The organism is Streptomyces misionensis, from assembly GCF_007896895.1.
GTDB classification, from domain to species: domain Bacteria; phylum Actinomycetota; class Actinomycetes; order Streptomycetales; family Streptomycetaceae; genus Streptomyces; species Streptomyces misionensis_A.
This window is the reverse complement of the sequence record NZ_VOGW01000121.1, coordinates 74672-96014: the sequence shown is the minus strand read 5'-3', so window position 1 is coordinate 96014 and position 21343 is coordinate 74672. Positions and strand designations below refer to the sequence as shown.

Annotated in this window: 17 protein-coding genes, 1 other RNA gene and 1 pseudogene; 16 read left to right on the top strand and 3 right to left on the bottom strand. The window is 72.3% G+C overall.

Translation table 11 applies throughout. From position 1 onward, the window contains the following. Positions 1-321 precede the first annotated feature (321 nt). Both prfB and FRZ03_RS21450 read left to right on the top strand, forming a co-directional pair. A complete protein-coding gene (gene prfB / locus FRZ03_RS21455; protein WP_146466767.1) occupies positions 322-1428 on the top strand; it encodes a peptide chain release factor 2 in 1107 nt (368 codons plus the stop codon). A gap of 304 nt (positions 1429-1732) precedes the next feature. Next, the gene (locus FRZ03_RS21450; RefSeq protein WP_146466766.1) at positions 1733-2521 is read left to right on the top strand and encodes a hypothetical protein; all 789 of its coding nucleotides are present in this window, start codon (positions 1733-1735) and stop codon (positions 2519-2521) included. Between the two features lie 153 nt (positions 2522-2674). Here the strand turns inward: FRZ03_RS21450 and FRZ03_RS21445 are convergent, their stop codons facing one another. Then, positions 2675-2866, bottom strand: coding sequence for a hypothetical protein (locus FRZ03_RS21445; RefSeq protein WP_146466765.1), 192 nt, complete (start codon positions 2864-2866; stop codon positions 2675-2677). 239 nt (positions 2867-3105) lie between these two features. On the opposite strand from FRZ03_RS21445, the gene ftsE reads away from it, so the two are divergent. From ftsE to ssrA, 5 genes are all read left to right on the top strand, one after another. Beyond that, the gene (ftsE, locus tag FRZ03_RS21440; protein WP_070022695.1) at positions 3106-3795 is read left to right on the top strand and encodes a cell division ATP-binding protein FtsE; all 690 of its coding nucleotides are present in this window, start codon (positions 3106-3108) and stop codon (positions 3793-3795) included. A 43-nt stretch (positions 3796-3838) separates the two neighbouring features. Then, positions 3839-4756 carry a permease-like cell division protein FtsX gene (gene ftsX / locus FRZ03_RS21435; RefSeq protein ID WP_146466764.1) on the top strand — a complete coding sequence of 306 codons (918 nt, stop codon included), beginning with the start codon at positions 3839-3841 and terminating at the stop codon, positions 4754-4756. Between the two features lie 67 nt (positions 4757-4823). Next, entirely contained in the window at positions 4824-5990 is a 1167-nt protein-coding gene (locus tag FRZ03_RS21430; protein WP_186785547.1) for a S41 family peptidase, read from the top strand. A 57-nt stretch (positions 5991-6047) separates the two neighbouring features. Continuing rightward, positions 6048-6590 (top strand): SsrA-binding protein SmpB, encoded by a 543-nt coding sequence (gene smpB, locus FRZ03_RS21425; RefSeq protein ID WP_070022698.1) that lies wholly within the window; start codon positions 6048-6050, stop codon positions 6588-6590. Between the two features lie 94 nt (positions 6591-6684). Further along, positions 6685-7053, top strand: a transfer-messenger RNA (tmRNA) gene (gene ssrA, locus FRZ03_RS21420). 95 nt (positions 7054-7148) lie between these two features. Here ssrA and FRZ03_RS21415 read toward each other — a convergent pair. After that, entirely contained in the window at positions 7149-7970 is an 822-nt protein-coding gene (locus FRZ03_RS21415; protein ID WP_146466763.1) for a class I SAM-dependent methyltransferase, read from the bottom strand. A 166-nt stretch (positions 7971-8136) separates the two neighbouring features. On the opposite strand from FRZ03_RS21415, the gene FRZ03_RS21410 reads away from it, so the two are divergent. The 4 genes from FRZ03_RS21410 to FRZ03_RS21395 all read left to right on the top strand — a co-directional run bounded on the left by FRZ03_RS21410 (position 8137) and on the right by FRZ03_RS21395 (position 13596). Beyond that, positions 8137-8703, top strand: a complete 567-nt coding sequence (locus tag FRZ03_RS21410) for a CGNR zinc finger domain-containing protein (RefSeq protein ID WP_146466762.1) — start codon at positions 8137-8139, stop codon at positions 8701-8703. Between the two features lie 122 nt (positions 8704-8825). Then, positions 8826-11186: a HelD family protein gene (locus FRZ03_RS21405; RefSeq protein WP_146466761.1), complete on the top strand. Its 2361-nt coding sequence runs from the start codon at positions 8826-8828 to the stop codon at positions 11184-11186. A gap of 420 nt (positions 11187-11606) precedes the next feature. Beyond that, complete coding sequence (locus tag FRZ03_RS21400) at positions 11607-13022, top strand: NAD-dependent malic enzyme (protein ID WP_146466760.1); 1416 nt, start codon at positions 11607-11609, stop codon at positions 13020-13022. 292 nt (positions 13023-13314) lie between these two features. Beyond that, on the top strand, positions 13315-13596 hold the full coding sequence (locus FRZ03_RS21395; RefSeq protein ID WP_023550134.1) for an HU family DNA-binding protein: 282 nt from the start codon (positions 13315-13317) through the stop codon (positions 13594-13596). A gap of 204 nt (positions 13597-13800) precedes the next feature. Here FRZ03_RS21395 and murA read toward each other — a convergent pair whose 3' ends face one another. Beyond that, positions 13801-15141: a UDP-N-acetylglucosamine 1-carboxyvinyltransferase gene (gene murA / locus FRZ03_RS21390; RefSeq protein WP_146466759.1), complete on the bottom strand. Its 1341-nt coding sequence runs from the start codon at positions 15139-15141 to the stop codon at positions 13801-13803. Between the two features lie 271 nt (positions 15142-15412). On the opposite strand from murA, the gene FRZ03_RS21385 reads away from it, so the two are divergent. The 5 genes and pseudogenes from FRZ03_RS21385 to FRZ03_RS39270 form a co-directional block, all read left to right on the top strand. After that, on the top strand, positions 15413-15985 hold the full coding sequence (locus tag FRZ03_RS21385; RefSeq protein ID WP_186785546.1) for a YqgE/AlgH family protein: 573 nt from the start codon (positions 15413-15415) through the stop codon (positions 15983-15985). A 28-nt stretch (positions 15986-16013) separates the two neighbouring features. Then, on the top strand, positions 16014-16304 hold the full coding sequence (locus FRZ03_RS21380; RefSeq protein WP_070022705.1) for a DUF3039 domain-containing protein: 291 nt from the start codon (positions 16014-16016) through the stop codon (positions 16302-16304). Positions 16305-16534: 230 nt separating this feature from the next. Continuing rightward, positions 16535-18208 (top strand): beta-N-acetylhexosaminidase, encoded by a 1674-nt coding sequence (locus tag FRZ03_RS21375; protein ID WP_146466778.1) that lies wholly within the window; start codon positions 16535-16537, stop codon positions 18206-18208. Positions 18209-18515: 307 nt separating this feature from the next. Then, entirely contained in the window at positions 18516-19409 is an 894-nt protein-coding gene (locus tag FRZ03_RS21370) for an FAD binding domain-containing protein (protein ID WP_146466757.1), read from the top strand. Beyond that, positions 19406-21343, top strand: a pseudogene (locus FRZ03_RS39270) (hypothetical protein); the annotation flags it as partial. The gene FRZ03_RS21370 and the pseudogene FRZ03_RS39270, both read left to right, overlap by 4 nt.

Genomic DNA, 21343 nt, shown 5'->3' with positions numbered 1-21343 from the left:
GTACGCCGCCGCCGCATCACGCTGGGCGTGGCCGGGGCGGCGGTGGCGGCGATCGTCGCCGTCGGCGCCTGGTGGGCCTCCGGCCCGGAGGAGCCGCCGTCCCAGGACACGCACAGCACGTCGACCCCCTGACACCTCGGCCGGGACCGGCGACGAGGCCTGTGACCCCGACCACCTTGTCCGGTCCGTCGAGGCCGCGGCACGCGTGTGGGGAGCCGGGCGATCGGCCATGACGTGCCCGTGTCCGCCGGACCGCCTCCGCCGTCCCGCCGCCCGGCGACGGCGGAGCAGGTCGCTTGCCACAGCCGTTACGCTGGTTGCGTGGCAGTCGTCGATGTTTCCGAAGAGCTGAAGTCCCTCTCCTCGACCATGGAGTCGATCGAGGCCGTCCTGGACCTCGACAAGATGAGGGCAGATGTCGCCGTGCTCGAGGAGCAGGCGGCGGCGCCGTCCCTGTGGGACAACCCGGACGAGGCGCAGAAGATCACCAGCAAGCTCTCCCACCTCCAGGCCGAGGTCAGGAAGGCGGAGGCGCTGCGTGGCCGCATCGACGACCTCGCGGTCCTCTTCGAGATGGCCGAGGAGGAGGACGACCCGGACACCCGCGCGGAGGCCGAGGCCGAGCTCGCCGCGGTGCGCAAGGCGCTGGACGAGATGGAGGTCCGCACCCTCCTGTCCGGCGAGTACGACGCCCGTGAGGCCCTGGTCAACATCCGCGCCGAGGCCGGTGGCGTCGACGCCGCCGACTTCGCCGAGAAGCTCCAGCGCATGTACCTGCGCTGGGCCGAGCAGCGCGGCTACAAGACGGAGATCTACGAGACGTCGTACGCCGAAGAGGCCGGCATCAAGTCGACCACCTTCGCCGTCCAGGCGCCCTACGCCTACGGCACCCTCTCCGTCGAGCAGGGCACCCACCGCCTCGTGCGCATCTCGCCCTTCGACAACCAGGGCCGCCGCCAGACCTCCTTCGCGGGCGTCGAGGTGCTCCCCGTCGTCGAGCAGTCCGACCACGTCGAGATCGACGAGTCCGAGCTGCGCATCGACGTCTACCGTTCTTCCGGCCCCGGTGGCCAGGGCGTCAACACGACCGACTCCGCGGTCCGCATCACGCACATCCCCACGGGCATCGTCGTCTCCTGCCAGAACGAGCGCTCGCAGATCCAGAACCGCGCCACCGCGATGAACGTCCTCCAGGCCAAGCTGCTGGAGCGCCGCCGCCAGGAGGAGCAGGCCAAGATGGACGCCCTCAAGGGCGACGGCGGCAACTCCTGGGGCAACCAGATGCGTTCGTACGTGCTGCACCCCTACCAGATGGTCAAGGACCTGCGCACCGACCACGAGGTGGGCAACCCCGAGGCCGTGTTCAACGGCGAGATCGACGGCTTCCTGGAGGCCGGCATTCGCTGGCGCAAGCAGCAGGAGAAGTAACTTTGTCGACATGACAACTGCCGCCCCAGGGGCGGCAGTTGTTGTTTCGCCCCAGTTTTACGACATGCTCACGGCTTCCCATTCCCCCTGAAAAGCCTTTATCGGACAATGCGCTCGCAACGCCCTTGACGTTGCTTTGAAAAACCGAAAAGGTGACTGTGGCATGCGTGTCTTTGGGGCGCATGTGAACCGGGGGGACCGAATCGCTCGACCTTTGATTCGGGCATCGTCAGCTGCCTCCGTCGATCACGGCCGGCCCCACGCGCTGCCTCATTGACGAATCGCTACTGGGGGTAGCAAATACATGACTAGGAAGACGCGGATCCGGATCGCCCGGGTCGCCGCGGGTGCCGTGGTCGCGGCCGGTGCCTCGCTGTGTGTCGCGGGTGTCGCCTCGGCCGACCCCGGTCCCATTTGTGACATCATCGTCACCCCTGACTGCCCGGACCCCGGCACGGGCGACCCGGACCCGGGCACCCCGGACCCCGGCAACCCCGACCCGGGTAACCCTGACCCGGGCAACCCGGACCCGGGTAACCCTGACCCGGGCAACCCGGACCCGGGTAACCCCGACCCGGGCAACCCTGACCCCGGCAACCCGGACCCGGGTAACCCCGACCCCGGCAACCCTGACCCGGGCAACGGCAACGGCGGCAACGGCAACGGCGGCGGTCACGGCAACGGTGGCGGTCACGGCACCGGCGGCTCCGGCGACGGCGGCGGCTCCCACCACGGTGGCGGCACCGGCGGCTCGGGCAACGGCGGCGGTCACGGCACCGGCGGCAGCGGAACCGGGGGCGGCTCCGGCACCGGCGGCAGTGGAACCGGCGGCGGCTCCGGCACCGGCGGCAACAACGACACCCCGCAGGGCGGCGGCAACGACAACGTCTCCCAGGAAGCGGGCTCCTCGGCCCTCACCGACACCGGCTCGGACTCCCCGAAGCCGCAGGGCGGCGGCAGCGGCAAGCAGCTCGCCGAGACAGGTGCCGGCCAGACCACCTTCCTGGTGATCGGCGCCGCGACGATGATCGCCGGCGGCATCGGCTTCCGCGTCCTGCCGCGCCTGGCAGGCCGGGGTGGCGCGGCCGCCTGACGGCCGCGGGGTCAGTGACGGCGCGCGTACGGCCGCACACGGGCCGTACGCACGCCGCACGCACCAAGGGCCCGGAGCCTCGCGCTCCGGGCCCTGACGGGTTCCGGGGGGCCTTTCCGGCCTCCCGTCACGAGTTCAGTTCCTACCCGCGGGTCACGCGGTCTGGCGCGCCAGCAGCACCAGCGCGGCGATCAGCACCGCCAGCAGCGCGATCAGCGCCATCGGGTTGATCCCGCCGAGGAATCCCTCCTGCTGAAGACGCTCGCGGTTGGCACGGCACACCGGGCACCGGCCCTCGCTCACGGGCGCCGCGCAGTTCGCGCACACCAACCGGTCGTACGTCATGCGCTCGCCCTCCTTGCGCCGGCCCCATCACTTCGTACAACGCCCACGGGAACGCGGACGTTCCCCTCCCACTGTGCCAGTTTCCGCCGGGGCGTGCGCGAGGCCCCTGCCCGAGCGGCGTGCACAAAGGGCGGTGCAAAAGCGTACAAGTCTTGTCCAACCTCAGCCTGCGCCTGCACTCGCACACCCGGTTCGCGTATGGTCACGCTCATCTACCCCCGGCGACCCGTGGTGCATCCGTGATCCGATTCGACAACGTCTCCAAGGTCTACCCCAAGCAGACCCGTCCCGCACTCAGGGATGTCTCCCTGGAAGTGGAGAAGGGCGAGTTCGTCTTCCTCGTGGGGTCCTCCGGCTCCGGAAAGTCCACCTTCCTGCGGCTGATCCTCCGCGAGGAGCGGTGCAGCCACGGCCAGGTGCACGTGCTGGGCAAGGACCTCGCGCGCCTCTCCAACTGGAAGGTGCCGCAGATGCGCCGCCAGCTGGGGACCGTCTTCCAGGACTTCCGCCTGCTGCCCAACAAGACGGTCGCGGAGAACGTGGCCTTCGCGCAGGAGGTGATCGGCAAGTCCCGTGGCGAGATCCGCAAGTCCGTGCCCCAGGTGCTCGACCTCGTCGGCCTCGGCGGCAAGGAGGACCGGATGCCCGGCGAGCTGTCCGGCGGTGAGCAGCAGCGCGTGGCCATCGCGCGCGCGTTCGTCAACCGGCCCAAGCTGCTGATCGCCGACGAGCCCACCGGCAACCTCGACCCGCAGACCTCCGTCGGCATCATGAAGCTGCTCGACCGGATCAACCGGACGGGCACCACCGTCATCATGGCGACGCACGACCAGAACATCGTGGACCAGATGCGCAAGCGCGTCATCGAGCTGGAGAAGGGACGTCTCGTGCGCGACCAGACGCGCGGCGTCTACGGCTACCAGCACTGACCCGCCGCCCCAGTTCGTCCACGGAAAGGCACAACCCGACGCCATGCGCCCCCAGTTCGTCCTGTCGGAGATCGGTGTCGGTCTCCGCCGCAACCTCACGATGACCTTCGCCGTCATCGTCTCCGTCGCCCTGTCCCTGGCGCTCTTCGGCGGCTCCCTGCTGATGAGCGACCAGGTGAGCACCATGAAGGGCTACTGGTACGACAAGGTCAACGTCTCGATCTTCCTGTGCAACAAGCACGACGCCGAACAGGACGTGCACTGCGCCAAGGGCGCGGTCACCGAGGACCAGAAGAAGCAGATCCTCTCCGACCTGCGCAAGATGCCCATCGTCGAGAAGGTGGCGTACGAGTCCCAGGACGAGGCGTACAAGCACTACAAGGAGCAGTTCGGCAACTCGCCGCTGGCCGGCTCCCTCACCCCGGACCAGATGCAGGAGTCGTACCGGATCAAGCTCAAGGACCCGCAGAAGTACCAGGTGATCGCGACCGCGTTCAACGGGCGCGACGGCGTGCAGTCGGTGCAGGACCAGAAGGGCATCCTGGACAACCTCTTCCAGCTGCTCAACCTGATGAACCGGGGCGCGCTCGGCGTGATGGCGCTGATGCTGTTCGTGGCGCTGCTGCTGATCGTCAACACGGTGCGCGTGTCGGCGTTCAGCCGTCGGCGTGAGACCGGCATCATGCGTCTGGTCGGCGCCTCCGGCTTCTACATCCAGGCGCCGTTCATCGCCGAGGCCGCCGTCGCCGGTCTCATCGGCGGTGGTCTCGCCTGCGTCTTCCTGGTGGTCGGCCGGTACTTCACCATCGACCACGGCATGGACCTGTCCCACAAGCTCACGCTCATCAACTTCGTCGGCTGGGACGCCGTGTTGACCAAGCTGCCGCTGATCCTCGCCACCAGCGTGCTGATGCCCGCCCTGGCGGCGTTCTTCGCGTTGCGCAAGTACCTCAAGGTGTGACGCAAACCAAAACGGTGGTCGGGACAACGGGCCGTCACGCCCGGCCCGTTGTCCTAGACTCACCGCCATGTCCGGCCGCGACCAGCTCTGTCCGACCTTTCGAGCCCGCCAAGGGGCCGCGCTGACCTTGGTCTTCGCCGGAGTGCTCGTCGCCGGAGCGGTCACCGGGGCCTTCCCGGACCCCGACCACACGGCGCGCCGCACCACCGCCGAGCCCGTGGGCGCCGCGCGCCACGAGGACGTGCGGGAGGCCGCTGCGCGGGCCATGGCCGACGGCACGTCCCCGATGGAGGCCGCCGAACGGGCCGTCAGCCGCAGCGGGGACCGCTGGGGCGCCGTCTACTCCGAGGCCGAGTACCAGGAGTTCCAGGACTCCCTCGACGGCCGCTACACCGGCGTCGGCCTCTCCGCGGCGCGCGAGCAGGACGGCCGGATCGAGGTGACCGGCGTCCGGCCCGGCTCGCCCGCCGCCGCGGCCGGCATCCGCACCGGCGACCGGCTGCGCAGCGTGGACGGCGCCAGGGCCGACGGCCTGCCGGTCACCGAGGTGGTCTCCCGGCTGCGCGGCGACGCCGACGACGCGCCCGCGGGGACGACGGTCACGCTCGGCCTCCAGCGCGGCGGCCGCGCCTGGACCGAGACCCTGCACCGGGCCAGGCTGTGCACCGACTCCGTGACCGTGACCCGGCCGTCCGGCCCGGTCACCGTGATCCGCGTCGCCGCCTTCACCCGGGGCACCGGCGCGGAGGTCCGCGCGGCGCTGCGTGCCGCCCCGGCCGGCGACGGGATCGCCCTGGACCTGCGCGGCAACTCCGGCGGCCTGGTCAGCGAGGCCGTGGCCGCCGCCTCCGCCTTCCTCGACGGCGGCCTGGTGGCCACCTACGACGTCGACGGCGCCCAGCGCGCCCTGCACGCCGAACGTGGCGGGGACACCTCCCGGCCGCTGGTCGTCCTGGTCGACGGCGGCACCATGAGCGCGGCCGAACTGCTCACCGGCGCCCTCCAGGACCGGGGGCGCGCGGTCGTGATCGGCTCCCGCACCTTCGGCAAGGGTTCCGTCCAGATGCCGACGAACCTGCCGGACGGCTCGGTGGCCGAGCTGACCGTGGGCCACTACCGCACCCCGTCGGGGCACGTGGTCGACGGCCGGGGCATCACACCGGACCTGGAGGCGGGGGACAGCGTCCTGCGGCGCGCCGAGACGGTACTCGCCGGCCTGGGCGACGCCGATTAAAGGCTGGCCGCGAGGCCCCCGCGTAGTGCGAAAATGGACGGCACTATGAGCAAGGGAATGTACGTACCCAAGGAGTCCCAGCCCAAGCAGGGCGGCGGGGCGGGCAAGGCCCGGGACGGCGAGAAGGGCGGCAAGCGCAAGATCGTCGCCCAGAACAAGAAGGCCCGGCACGACTACGCGATCATCGACACCTACGAGGCCGGGCTCGTGCTCACCGGCACCGAGGTCAAGTCGCTGCGCGAGGGCCGGACCTCGCTGACCGACGGCTTCGTCCAGATCGACCGGGGCGAGGCATGGCTGCACAACGCCCACATCCCCGAGTACCACCAGGGCAGCTGGACCAACCACTCCGCGCGCCGCAAGCGCAAGCTGCTGCTGCACCGCGAGGAGATCGACAAGCTGGAGTCCAAGGCCCAGGAGACGGGGCACACCATCGTGCCGCTCGCCGTGTACTTCCGGGACGGCCGCGCGAAGGCCGAGATCGCGCTCGCCCGGGGCAAGAAGGAGTACGACAAGCGGCAGGCTCTGCGGGAGAAGCAGGACCGACGTGAGTCGGACCGCGCCATCGCGGCGGCGAAGCGGAGGCAGCGCGGCGTGTAGCCCCGGGGAATACGCTGGCATCGGCCTGCGTTGTTCCCGTACGATGGCAGCAGCATCGGGCGCAGGTCCGGTGCGCACCTTGAAAAAACAACATGGGGATGATCGGTTTCGACAGCGGCTGTCGAAGCAGGGGAAGCGTGTCGAGGAAGCGGCCATGATCTCGTAAACCACAGGCCGAAACAAATAATCGCCAACACCAAGCGCGATTCCTTCGCCCTCGCTGCCTAAGTAGCGACTTGCGAAGTGTCAGCCCGGGGCTGTTCCCGACCCGGATCCTGGCATCAGCTAGGGAACTAAACCTTGATCCCGGTCACGGGGTGAAGAGGGAAATCAAACAGTGACTGGGCCCGTCGGCGACTTGTTCGCGTGATCGCCGGGGCCGAGAAAAGCACAGCGAACTGCACACGGAGAAGCCCTGATTCCGCACCGTTGGACGCGGGTTCGATTCCCGCCATCTCCACGAACCCCTCCGGGGGTACCCCATGTGGGCGAAGGCCCCGCCGCTCCGAGCGGCGGGGCCTTCGTCATGCGCGCCCGGCATGATCCGGACGAGAGGCCCTACCGCAGCCGGGCCGCGGCGAGGTGCACGGTGAAGCCGCAGGGCACGGTGCCCTCGGGGGTCGTCAGGTCCGCGACGTCGGCGAAGAAGTCCTCCCGGAGCCGCGCGACGGTCGCCGTGTCGAGCGGCCCCAGCTCGTAGAACCCGGAGACGGCGTCCCAGACCCGTGCCACGGGCCCGCCGAGATCGATGGGCACGGTCTGCCAGTGGACGGGGCCGAATCCCACCGGCCGCAGGATCTCCTCCAGCCCGGCACGGCTGCGGGTGCGCCGGTCGCCGAGGGGCGGGATGCGCGATGAGGCGGGCGCTTCGTCCACCGCGCGCTTCAGCAGCCGCCCGAACCGCTCGAAGGCCTCCCCGCCGACCGGACCGCCGCCGACGACACAGGCCAGCGTGCCTCCCGGGACGAGCACGCGGGCGATCTCGGCGGCGACCTGTTCGACCTCGCCCATGAGCATCAGCGCGAGGTGCGACACGCAGGCGTCGAACTCGCCGTCCGCGAAAGGCAGTTCCTGTGCCCGGACCGCCACCAGCCGCGTCCCGGCCGGGAGGGGCCGCCGTCGGGCGGCCGCCAGCGACTGTGGCGACAGGTCCACCCCGGCGAGCCGCGGCCCGTCGTCGCGGGCGAGCAGTTCGAGCAACAGCCCGTCCCCGCACCCGAGATCCAGCACGCGCCGGCTCCCGGCGACCCGGTCGCACAGCAGCTCGTAACTGGATCTCCCGTCGGGCGCCCGCCCGCCGCCGAAGGCTTCGGCGGTCACGGCGGGGCGCTGGGCGTGGAAGGCGCGGAGGAAGTCCTCCGGGGAGGCGGTGTTCGTCATCCGCTCACCGTATGGCGCCCCCGGCGCGAATACGGCAACGGCCGCTCCGGACAAGGCGGTTGCCGGTCCCCGCCCGGCCCGGGGGGTTCCGGCGACCGCGCCGGGCGGGCACTGTGGGAGGAGGGTGATGTGACACCTCTCCGTATGCCTAGGCGGTGACAGGCGCATGGCGCTGCGGTTCGATGCCGGACGGGTTTGTCTGGATCTCCTGGCCACCGGACAACCCCGCGAACAGCTCGTGTCCGTCGGCGCGTTGTGCGCGTGGATACAGGGGGCGGGGATCGTCCCGGCCGGGACCGCGCTCGGGCACGCCGACGCCTCCTGGATCGGGCCGTTCCGGGAAGTGCGGGGCCACGTCCAGCAGCTGGTGCTCCCCGGCGGAGAGGACACCGCGGCGTACCGGCGGGCCCTCGTCCGGGTCAACGACCTGGCCGCGGGGGTGCCCCCCGCCCCCCGCGCCGTACGCCGCCGAGGTGGGGATCTCGTAAGAGAACTGGCCGCGCCGCCGGGGCCCGCCGCGCTGCTCGCCCTCCTCGCCCGGGACACCGTGGAGCTGATCACCGATCCCGTCGCGCGGGCCGCCGTGCGCGAGTGCGAGGGGGACAACTGTTCGCTGGTCTACCTGGACACCTCCCGGGGCCGGCGCCGCCGCTGGTGTTCCAGCGAGGTCTGCGGCAACCGGGAGCGGGTCGCCCGGCACCGGCGGCGGGCCACCCGCGCCGCCCGTGCCTGAGCCGCCCGAACGCGACGGCGCGGCCGCCGCCGCCCCGCGCCGGACGCCGTGGGGCGCCGTAGCCTCCCGGGCCTGTCTTCGCGTACGGTTGACGGCTGCCCAGCACGTCAGAAGGGGGCCCGGTGGCCGCTCAGGTTCAGCATTCCGCGGTCGGCTCGGTACACGACGCACCCGATTCCGCCCGTGACCGAGAGATCAGCGTCGAACAGGCACACCTGGACCGGGTGTACCGGCGGCTCGAGGAGAAGATCCACGAGGCCGAGTTCCTGATGAACGACGCGGCCAAGCGCGGCCAGGTCGGCACCCCCGGCGCGCTCGCCGAGCGGGACGCGCAGGTCTTCCGCGCCGGCATCCACCTCAACCGGCTCAACAACGAGTTCGAGGACTTCCTGTTCGGGCGGATCGACCTGCTGCTCGGGAAGGACGGCAAGAAGGGGCCCGACGGGGCCTACACGGCGGTGGAGCCGGCCGAGGGGGCCGTGCGCGAGGACAACACCGCCGACATCGCCGAGACGCTGCACATCGGGCGGATCGGCGTACTGGACGCCGAGTACGCGCCCCTCGTCATCGACTGGCGCGCGCCCGCCGCCGCGCCCTTCTACCGGGCCACCCCCGTGGAGCCCGGCCGGGTGGTGCGCCGGCGAGTCATCCGGTCCAAGGGGCGCCGGGTGCTCGGCGTCGAGGACGACCTGATGAGACCCGAGCTGACCGCCCGCCTCGACGGCCGGGAGCTGCCCGTGATCGGCGACGGCGCCCTGATGGCCGCCCTCGGCCAGGCCCGCGGCCACACCATGCGGGACATCGTCTCCTCGATCCAGGCCGAGCAGGACCTCGTGATCCGGGCCCCCGCCGCGTCCATCACCTACGTCGAGGGCGGCCCCGGCACCGGGAAGACCGCCGTCGCGCTGCACCGCGCCGCCTACTTGCTGTACCAGGACCGGCGGCGGTACGCGGGGGGCATCCTGATCGTCTCGCCGACCCCGCTGCTCGTCGCCTACACCGAGGGTGTGCTGCCCTCGCTCGGCGAGGAGGGGCAGGTCGCGATCCGGGCGATCGGCTCCCTGGTCGACGGCGCGGAGGCGACGCTGTACGACTCCCCGTCGGTGGCCCGGGCCAAGGGGTCCTCCCGGATGCTGAAGGTGCTGCGGAAGGCCGCCCGGGGCGCCCTGGAGCTGGGCGCGGTCGCCCCGGCGGGACAGGAGGACGACGACGCCGAGCGGCCGCCCGCCCTCGACGGCACCCCGACCCGCCTGCGCGTCGTCGCCTTCGGGCGCCGGCTCGAACTGGAGGCCGAGGAGCTGGACCGGGTCCGCCGTACCGCCCTCGGCGGCACCGCGCCCGTCAACCTGCTGCGCCCGCGCGCCCGCAGGCTGCTGCTGGACGCGCTCTGGGAGAAGTCCGGGGCCGGCGCCCGGCACACCGACCCGGAGCTGGCCGCCGAGCTGCGGTCGTCGTTCGACGAGGACATCACCACCGAGGACGCCTTCATCGGCTTCCTGGACGCGTGGTGGCCGGAGCTGACCCCGGCGCGGGTGCTCGCCGCGATGGCCGACGAGAAGCGGCTGGGCCGCTGGGCGCGCAGGATTCTCAACCCGGGGGAGGTGCGCAAGGTGGCCCGCTCGCTGAAGCGGGACGGCCACTCGGTGCACGACATCGCGCTGCTGGACGAGTTGCAGGCGATCCTCGGCGTCCCGGCGCGGCCCCGCAAGAAGCGCGAGCTCGACCCGCTGGACCAGCTCACCGGCCTGGAGGAGCTGATGCCGATGCGCGAGGAGAGCCAGCGGGAGCGGGCCGAGCGGCTGGCGCAGGAGCGCACCGAGTACGCGCACGTGATCGTCGACGAGGCGCAGGACCTGACGCCGATGCAGTGGCGGATGGTCGGCCGGCGTGGCCGGCACGCCACCTGGACGGTGGTCGGGGACCCGGCGCAGTCCTCCTGGTCCGATCCGGACGAGGCGGCCGAGGCCCGCGACGAGGCCCTGGGCAGCCGTCCCCGGCGCCGCTTCCAGCTGACCGTGAACTACCGGAACCCGGCGGAGATCGCCGAGCTGGCCGCCCGGGTGCTCGCGCTCGCGATGCCCGGCGCCGAGTCGCCCACCGCCGTGCGGTCCACCGGTGTCGAGCCGCGCTTCACCGTCGTGCGGGAGTCCCTGATGGCCACCGTGCGGGCCGAGGCCGAGCGGCTGCTCGCCCTGGTGGACGGCACGGTCGGCGTGGTCGTCGCGATGAACCGGCGCGAGGAGGCGAGACGCTGGCTGGCCGGGCTCGGCGACCGGGTGGTGGCGCTCGGCAGCCTGGAGGCCAAGGGCCTGGAGTACGACGCCACGGTGGTCGTCTCGCCCGCGGAGATCGCGGACGAGTCGCCGGCCGGGCTGCGCGTGCTCTACGTGGCGCTGACCCGGGCCACCCAGCAGCTCACGGTGGTCTCCGGGGAACGGGACGAACCGGACGCGGCTGGGGTCCCGGACCTGCTGCGGGACTGATTTTCCTGTGAACTGCCCGCAGGAGGAATGGCAGTCGGCATCCGTTTGTTAGCCTGGGTACGGCACCGGCTCGATCCAAGCCCCCGGGCCCAACCTTCGTCCCTTCGAGGGACCACTTGCCGCGAGGCGAGCATGGCGGGCCGGTGTCTCAAACGTGGAGGTCCACGTCACGGAAGTGACGTGGACCTCTTTTCGTTGGCTCGTTCTCGACGCCCGCGGGCGCCACGGATGCCGGGGCGCCCCTTTCGCTGCCCGACTATTTCTCGTATGGTGGAAACTGTTTTCCGAAAGCGTGCGGCTCGTCGGGGGCGGTGCGTGAACAAAACGTCCGTAACCAAGGGCGACTACCACGTACTCAGCGGTAGGTGCGACGATCGGACGGCACAACTCGCGACACGGTGAAAGCAGAGGAAGTCGGCCATGGCAACGGCGCCCAGCGTCTCCTACTCGATGACCATCCGGCTGGAGGTGCCCGCGAGCGGAACCGCCGTCTCGCAGCTCACCAACGCCGTGGAGTCCTCCGGAGGCTCGGTGACCGGCCTCGACGTCACCGCGTCCGGCCACGAGAAGCTCCGTATCGACGTCACGATCGCGGCCACCTCCACGGCCCACGCCGAGGAGATCGTCGAGAAGCTGCGCGGGATCGAGGGCGTCACCCTCGGCAAGGTCTCCGACCGTACGTTCCTGATGCACCTCGGCGGCAAGATCGAGATGCAGTCCAAGCACCCCATCCGCAACCGTGACGACCTCTCGATGGTCTACACGCCGGGTGTGGCCCGCGTCTGCATGGCCATCGCCGAGAACCCCGAGGACGCCCGCCGCCTCACCATCAAGCGCAACTCCGTTGCGGTCGTGACGGACGGTTCCGCCGTGCTCGGCCTCGGCAACATCGGCCCCAAGGCCGCGCTGCCCGTCATGGAGGGCAAGGCGGCCCTCTTCAAGCGCTTCGCCGGCATCGACGCCTGGCCGCTGTGCCTGGACACCCAGGACACCGACGCCATCGTGGAGATCGTCAAGGCGATCGCCCCCGGCTTCGCCGGCATCAACCTGGAGGACATCTCCGCGCCGCGCTGCTTCGAGATCGAGGCCCGGCTGCGCGAGGCCCTGGACATCCCGGTCTTCCACGACGACCAGCACGGCACCGCCATCGTCGTGCTCGCCTCCCTCACCAACGCGCTGCGCGTCACCAACAAGGCGATCGAGAACATCCGGGTCGTCATGTCCGGTGCCGGCGCCGCCGGTACGGCCATCCTCAAGCTGCTGCTCGCGGCGGGCCTCAAGAACGCCGTCGTCGCCGACATCCACGGCGTGGTGCACGCCGGCCGCGAGGACCTGGTGGACGCCCCGGCCGACTCCCCGCTGCGCTGGATCGCCGACAACACCAACCCCGAGGGCCTCACCGGCACCCTGAAGGAGGCCGTGCGCGGCGCGGACGTCTTCATCGGCGTCTCCGCCCCGAACGTCCTGGACGGCGACGACGTGGCCGCCATGGCGGACGGCGCGATCGTGTTCGCGCTCGCGAACCCGGACCCCGAGGTGGACCCCGCGATCGCCCGCCAGACGGCCGCCGTGGTGGCCACCGGCCGCTCCGACTTCCCCAACCAGATCAACAACGTGCTGGTCTTCCCGGGTGTCTTCCGTGGCCTGCTGGACGCGCAGTCCCGTACCGTCAACACTGAGATGATGCTCGCCGCCGCGAAGGCGCTCGCCGACGTGGTCAGCGAGGACGAGCTGAACCCGAACTACATCATTCCGAGCGTCTTCAACGACAGGGTCGCGGGCGCCGTCGCCGGCGCGGTGCGCGAGGCCGCGAAGGCGGTCGGCGCGACCGCCTGACCACGGCGTGTCGCACGGTGCCGGGGGCTGTGAGGATCACCACGGCGGCCCCCCGCCCCGGCGCGTCGCGGAACCACCTGGTATCGGGCGCCCTCTAGGGTGGCGCCGATCGGGCCCTTTTCGTGTGACTCCCCAGGGTGTTCTCACGACTCCTACGGGTGCCGGATTGGCTTTCCCGCCGCAGGTAGGGGCAGGATGCGTCCCTGGGCGCGAGCGCATCGGCATCGCAGTGCCTGCGGCCTGACCGCCGTGTGGCACACCCCAACGGCAAGAAAAACACGGGAGTAACAACATGAACCGCAGTGAGCTGGTGGCCGCGCTGGCCGACCGCGCCGAGGTGACCCGCAAGGACGCCGACGCCGTGCTGGCCGCGTTCGCCGAGACCGTCGGCGAGATCGTCGCCAAGGGCGACGAGAAGGTCACCATCCCCGGCTTCCTGACCTTCGAGCGCACCCACCGTGCCGCTCGTACCGCGCGCAACCCGCAGACCGGCGAGCCGATCAACATCCCCGCCGGCTACAGCGTGAAGGTCACCGCGGGCTCCAAGCTCAAGGAAGCGGCCAAGGGCAAGTAAGCGCACGGGCGCTCCGCAGCGCAGCGCCGGCGCGCCGGTCCGTGCGGGTCCGCGGGTGACCGCGGGCCCGTCAGGCCGATCGCGCGGCCGGCCGCGTCCCTCCGGGGCGCGGCCCGGTGGACGGCGCGGCACAGAGCCGACGATGCCAACAGGGCGGCCCCCCTCGCACCGAGGGGGGCCGCCCTGTCTGCCGTTCGCCCGGGGTCAGCCGAGGGCCTTGCCCGGGAGCTCGACCTTGGCGCCGAGCTCCACGAGCTTCTCCATGAAGTTCTCGTAGCCGCGGTTGATCAGTTCGATGCCGTGGACACGGGAGGTGCCCTCGGCCGCGAGGGCCGCGATCAGGTAGGAGAAGCCGCCGCGCAGGTCGGGGATGACCAGGTCGGCGCCCTGGAGCCGGGTCGGCCCGGAGACGACCGCGGAGTGCAGGAAGTTGCGCTGGCCGAAGCGGCAGTCCGAGCCGCCCAGGCACTCGCGGTAGAGCTGGATGTGGGCGCCCATCTGGTTGAGGGCCGAGGTGAAGCCGAGCCGGGACTCGTAGACCGTCTCGTGGATGATCGACAGGCCCGTGGCCTGGGTGAGGGCCACCACCAGCGGCTGCTGCCAGTCGGTCTGGAAACCGGGGTGCACGTCCGTCTCCAGGGCGATGGACTTCAGCTGGCCGCCCGGGTGCCAGAAGCGGATGCCCTCGTCGTCGATCTCGAAGGCGCCGCCCACCTTCCGGTAGGTGTTCAGGAACGTCATCATCGAGCGCTGCTGGGCGCCGCGGACGTAGATGTTGCCGCCGGTCGCGAGTGCCGCCGAGGCCCAGGAGGCGGCCTCCAGGCGGTCCGACAGGGCGCGGTGGGTGAAGCCGCCCAGCTTGTCCACACCGGTGATCCGGATGGTCCGGTCGGTGTCCATCGCGATGATCGCGCCCATCTTCTGCAGCACGCAGATGAGGTCCTCGATCTCCGGCTCGACCGCCGCGTTGGACAGCTCCGTGACGCCCTCGGCCAGCACGGCCGTCAGCAGCACCTGCTCGGTCGCGCCCACCGACGGGTAGGGCAGCCGGATCTTCGTGCCCCGCAGGCCCTTCGGCGCCTCCAGGTACTGGCCGTCCGCGCGCTTCTCGATGGTCGCGCCGAACTGCCGCAGCACGTCGAAGTGGAAGTCGATGGGCCGGCCACCGATGTCGCAGCCGCCGAGACCGGGGATGAACGCGTGCCCGAGCCGGTGCAGCAGCGGGCCGCAGAACAGGATCGGGATCCGGCTGGAACCGGCGTGGGCATCGATGTCAGCCACGTTGGCGCTCTCGACATGGGTCGGGTCGAGCACCAGCTCGCCGGGCTCCTCGCCCGGACGGACCGTCACCCCGTGCAACTGGAGCAGGCCGCGTACGACGCGCACGTCACGGATGTCCGGAACATTGCGCAGCCGGCTCGGCGCGCTGCCGAGCAGCGCGGCGACCATGGCCTTCGGTACGAGGTTCTTCGCACCGCGGACACGGATCTCGCCCTCAAGCGGGTTTCCGCCGTGGACAAGCAGGACATCGTCGTTGACGGTCATGAATCTCGCGTTCCGATCAGATGGGCAGGGGACCGCCGATCACCGGGCGGGCCGTGGGACAGGGTAATCGCCGATCACCCCCCGCCCGTAAGTCCGCGTACCGCCCCGCCGTGTCATGGGTGTGTCACAACACGAACGGTCCGCACTCGGGCACATGGGGTCACCGGCCGCGCCCGTGCGCCCCGGCCGCTTCCGTGCTCCCTGAGCTGCGTTCACTCCCGCACTCGGATTGGCTCCCCACTCCAGGGGAAGATGCGGGATCATGTCTGGCATGACCGAGGTGTCCTCGCTCACAGGGCGGCTGCTCGTGGCCACCCCCGCCCTGGCGGACCCGAACTTCGACCGCGCGGTGGTGCTCCTCCTCGACCACGACGAGGAGGGTTCCCTCGGCGTCGTCCTCAACCGCCCCACCCCCGTGGGCGTCGGTGACATCCTGGAGGGCTGGGCCGAGCTCACCGGCGAGCCCGGCGTCGTCTTCCAGGGCGGTCCCGTCTCGCTGGACTCTGCGCTGGGCGTCGCGGTCGTGCCGGGCGGGGCGAACGGCGAGCGGGCCCCGCTGGGCTGGCGGCGGGTGCACGGCGCGATCGGCCTGGTCGACCTGGAGGCGCCGCCGGAGCTGCTCGCCCCGGTCCTCGGTTCCCTGCGGATCTTCGCCGGGTACGCGGGCTGGGGCCCGGGCCAGCTGGAGGACGAGCTGGCCGAGGGGGCCTGGTACGTGGTCGAGTCCGAGCCGGGCGACGTCTCCTCGCCGGTCCCGGAGCGGCTGTGGCGCGAGGTGCTGCGGCGCCAGCGCGGCGAGCTGGCGATGGTGGCCACGTATCCGGACGACCCTTCGCTCAACTGATGCCCGGGCGCTTCAGTACCCTGGCGGTATGAGCACTCTTGAGCCCGAGCGCGGGACTGGTACGGGGACCCTCGTAGAGCCGACGCCGCAGGTGTCCCACGGCGACGGCGACCACGAGCGCTTCGCCCACTACGTCCAGAAGGACAAGATCATGGCGAGCGCCCTCGACGGCACCCCCGTCGTGGCGCTGTGCGGCAAGGTCTGGGTGCCGGGCCGCGACCCGAAGAAGTACCCCGTGTGTCCCATGTGCAAGGAGATCTACGAGTCCATGGGCAGCGGCGGCGACGACAAGGGCGGCGACAAGGGCAAGGGCAAGTAACGCCCCGTCCCCCGTTGTGACCTGCGAGGGCCCCGGCGCGCTTCGGTGCGTGCCGGGGCCCTTCGCCGTGCCGGTGCTTGCTCGTGTCACGCGTCCGAGTGGTCGAGACCTCTTGTGGGCGGGAACCAGGGGTCCTAGCCTCCCTGTCCATCGACTGGTTGTACGGAGCGAAACGGCCGTTGCGCAGGATGCAACGCGAGCGTGGAGGTACGGCGGACCACATGAGTGACATGAGCGACAAGGGGCCGGTTCCGGCCGATTCCCCGGAGTCCGGGGCGGTGGCGCTGATCCCGGCGCCGGTCCGGGTCTCGGTGCCGGGTGCCCGCTGTGTGATCGACGCGGACACGGAGATCGACGCCGGCGAGGGCGCCGAACGGGTGGCGCGCTGGCTGCGCTCGGCCGTCGGCGCGGCGACCGGGCTGCCGCTCGCGCCGTACCGCGACGGCGGCGGGCGCATCCGGCTGCGGATCGCGCCCGCGCTCGCGGACGAGCTGGGCGGTCCGGAGTCCTACCGGCTGCGCGCCGAGGGCCGGCTGATCGCCCTCGACGGGGCGAGCGCGGCCGGGCTGTTCCACGGCGCGGGGACCCTTCGGCAGCTGCTCGGGCCCGAGGCGTTCAGGCGCGCCCCGATCGGCGACCGCGCCGTGTGGGAGTTCCCCGCCGTCACCGTCGAGGACGGCCCCCGGTTCGAATGGCGCGGGCTGCTGCTCGACGTGGCGCGGCACTTCATGCCCAAGGACGGGGTGCTGCGCTACCTCGACCTGATGGCCGCGCACAAACTCAACGTGCTGCACCTGCATCTGACGGACGACCAGGGCTGGCGGATCGAGATCAGGCGCTATCCGAAACTGACCGAGACCGGCTCCTGGCGGTCCCGGACGAAATTCGGACACCGGGCCTCACCGCTGTGGGAGGACAAGCCGCACGGGGGCTACTACACCCAGGACGACATCCGGGAGATCGTCGCCTACGCGGCCGAGCGGCACATCACCGTCGTGCCGGAGATCGACGTGCCAGGCCATTCGCAGGCGGCCATCGCCGCGTATCCGGAACTCGGCAACACCGACGTCGTCGACACCACGGCTCTCTCCGTCTGGGACACCTGGGGGATCAACTCCAACGTACTGGCTCCCACCGACCACACCCTGCGGTTTTACGAAGAGGTGTTCGAGGAGGTCCTGGAGATGTTCCCCTCACGGTTCATCCACATCGGTGGCGACGAGTGCCCGAAGGACCAGTGGCAGAAGTCGTCGGCCGCCCAGGCGCGCATCGCCGAGCTGGGGCTCGCCGACGAGGACCAGCTCCAGTCCTGGTTCGTCCGGCACTTCGACACCTGGCTCACCGCGCGCGGACGCCGGCTGATCGGCTGGGACGAGATCCTCCAGGGCGGCCTCGCGCCGGGCGCCGCGGTCTCCTCCTGGCGCGGCTACGCGGGCGGGGTCACCGCCGCCCGGGCCGGGCACGACGTGGTCATGTGCCCCGAGCAGCACGTGTACCTGGACCACCGCCAGGCCCCCGGCGACGACGAGCCGGTGCCGATCGGCTTCGTGCGCACCCTGGAGGACGTCTACCGGTTCGAACCCGTCCCGGACGCCCTCACCGAGGCCGAGGCGCGGCATGTGCTCGGCACCCAGGCCAACGTGTGGACCGAGGCCCTGGAGGACGCCGGGCGGGTGGACTACCAGGCGTTCCCCCGGCTCGCCGCCTTCGCCGAGGTCGCCTGGAGCCGGCTGCCGGCGCCCGCGGACCGGGACTTCGCCGGGTTCGAGCGCCGTATGGCCGCACACTACCCGCGACTTGACGCCCTGGGCGTCGCCTATCGGCCGCCCGCCGGGCCCCGGCCGTGGCAGCGGCGCCCCGGGGTGCCGGGCCGCCCGATCGACGGACCGCCGCCCAGCAGGTAGTCCCGAACGGCCGGATACCACCGGTCCGGTCCCGCCGGGTGGACCCCAACGGGCCCGCCGGGCAACGCGGGTAGAACAGATAGCGGAAAAACCCCGTCAGCATCACCGAAGAGTGGCAATTCGCACTCTTCGGTGATGTCACGCCGAACCGGCCCATCTCCCTGGTGAGGTGGGTGAATGCCTCCTAGCGGACCCCCGCGTTCGGGTCTTGCGAAGATGTGCCAGAGTTGCCACGTCCGCCCTGTCAGCACGTACCGTACGGCGCAACAGGCGGGACCAGGTGGGGCAGCGGGAAGGGGCAGCCGGTTTGACCACGCACGCACCGCAGGCGGGGCAGGCCGTCACGCTGCCCACGACGCTGGACGAGGCGGTGGCGGCGCTCGCCGCGATGCCCACCGCGGTCCCCGTCGCGGGCGGTACCGACCTGATGGCCGCCGTCAACTCCGGGCAGCTCAGGCCCGCGGCCCTGGTCGGCCTCGGCCGGATCAGCGAGATCCGCGGCTGGCAGTACCAGGACGGCCACGCGCTGCTCGGCGCCGGCCTCACCCACGCCCGCATGGGCCGCCCCGACTTCGCGGCCCTCATCCCGGCGCTCGCCGCCGCCGCGCGCGCCGCGGGCCCGCCGCACATCCGCAACGCGGGCACCCTGGGCGGCAACATCGCCTCCGCCGCGCCCACCGGGGACGCGCTGCCGGTGCTCGCCGCCCTGGAGGCCACGCTGATCGTCGCGGGCCGGGGCGGGGCGCGCCGGGAGGTCCCGGTCTCGCACCTGCTGGCGGGCGTCGAGATGCTGGGCGCCGGCGAACTCATCGGCTTCGTACGGGTGCCGCTGCTGCACGCCCCGCAGGTCTTCCTGAAGGCCACCGCGCGCACCGGACCCGGCCGCGCGCTCGCCTCCGTGGCGCTCGTCCTCGACCCGGCCCGGCGCGGGGTGCGCTGCGCGGTCGGGGCCATCGCACCGATGCCGCTGCGGCCGCTGGAGGCCGAGCAGTGGGTCGCGCGGCTCATCGACTGGGACAACGACCGCGCGCTCGTGCCCGAGGCGCTGAGCGCCTTCGGCGAGTACGTCGCCGCGGCCTGCATCCCCGACCCGGCGCCGGAGGCGGACGGCTCGGTGCCGTCGCTGCCGCCCGCCGTACTGCACCTGCGGCGCACCGTCGCCGCGCTGGCCCGACGAGCACTGGGGAGGGCGCTGTCGTGACCGACGACCAGCACGGAGAGGGCACGCCCGAGGGCGGCGGACGCTGGAACCCGCTGCCGGGCGACTACGACGACGGCGCCACCGCCTTCGTCAAGCTCCCCGAGGGCGGCATAGACGCCCTGCTGTCCGGCGACAGCCCGCTGGCCGCGCCCGGCCACGGCTATGTGCCGCCGCGCATCCCGCACACCCCCGCGGAGGGCGCCGCCGGGGGCTGGCCCGCCGCGGACGGCGGTGGGTGGCCCGACCCGGGCACGGCGCACGGGGGCGCGGACGACCGGTTCACGTACGACCCGGCCGCCACCCAGCACTGGACCTTCGAGGAGCCCGCGGCTCCGGCCGCGCCCGGCCATGACGTCACCGGGCAGTGGTCCATCCCCGTCGCCGGGGGAGAACTCCCCGACGAGTCGGGCGAGTTCACTACGTCGTCCCTGGTGGAGCAGTGGGGCGGCACCCCGCCGGCCACCCTGCCGGGCGGCGCGCCGGCCCCCTGGGCCACGAACGCCGGCCAGCCCTGGGGGCAGCCCGCCGAGCAGGCGGCCGGGGCGGCGGCCCCCGTGGCGGACGGGTTCGCGACCGGCGAGGGCTACGGCGCGCAGCCCGGGCGGGTGCCGGGGGAGACGTACGGCGAGACCGGCGGCGTACCGGGAGAGGCGTACGAGGCGTACGGCGCGGGGGCCGGACAGCACCCGGGGGACGAGGACTTCGGCGCGGGGCGTGCGCAGGGCGCGTACGCCGGTCCGGTGCCGGGCGTGGCCCCGCACGACGGCTGGACGCAGGGCCACCCGCAGACCGGCCACCCGCAGGCCGGTCAGACCCAGACCGGTCAGCCCCAGACCGATCAGACTCTGACCGGTCACCCGCAGGCCGGTCAGACCCAGACCGGTCACCCCGAGGACGCTCACCCGCAGGACGCTCACCCGCAGGGCCGGCACGCGGGAGCGCACGGCGTGGACCCGGAGGGTGGTTCCGCGCCGGGCGCGTACGGCCAGGTGGCGTACGAGCAGCCCGCCCAGCCGGACGGCGCGCCTGCGCCCGACCCGCACGGCCAGGGCGCGCGGGAGCACGCCGCGCACGGCCACGACGACCGGATAGAGGGCCCGCTCGGCCAGGCCGGGCAAGGGCGGCCGGGACCCGCGGAGGCGGTGCCGGCGCAGGAACAGGCGGGCCACCCGGAGGCTGGGCACCCGCACACCGGGCACCCCGAGCAGGCACCGGTCGAGCCGGGACACACCGAGCCGGGCCACACCCTGCCGGGTCACCCCGAGGCCGCTCACGATCCGTCGGCGCACGGCGAGTTGCCGTACTCCGCCCCGGACACCCACGCGCCGGAGGCGCACCACACGCCGCCCGCCGGCGTCCCCTTGGAGCAGGCCGCCCACGACCCCGCGGCGGCCCCCGAGCGGCCCGTCGGCGGCCTGGCGGACCACACGGCTCCCGCCGAGCCGGACGCCGCGCCCGAGGCCGTCACGGAGCCCGGCACGGCGTCCGCCGCGCCGGACGGGGCGGACGGTGCGGCGGACGCCGAGGGCCGGGAGGCCGGCGCCCGCCCGACGGCACCGGTCGTACCGGAACAGCGCACCGGCGCGCCCGCGCCCACCGTGCCCGAGCAGCGGTCCGACACGCCCACACCCCCCTCCGGCGTACCCACCGTCCCCGCTCCGGCGCACGACGGCGACACGCCGGTCCCTCCGTCCGGCACCCCGGAACACGCCGTCCAGGCCGCTCCGGAGTCCGCGCCCGCGGACGGCGCCCGGCCGGACCCCCACGACCGGGCCGAGCTGCCCGAACGGTCCGGTCAGCCGGAGCAGACCGAGCAGACCGAGCAGACCGAGCAGACCGAGCAGACCGAGCCGTCCGAAGGCCCTGAAGGGCCTGAAGGGACCGAACGGGCCACGGTCGGCGCCGGGTCCGCCCCCCAGACTCCCGGCACCCCG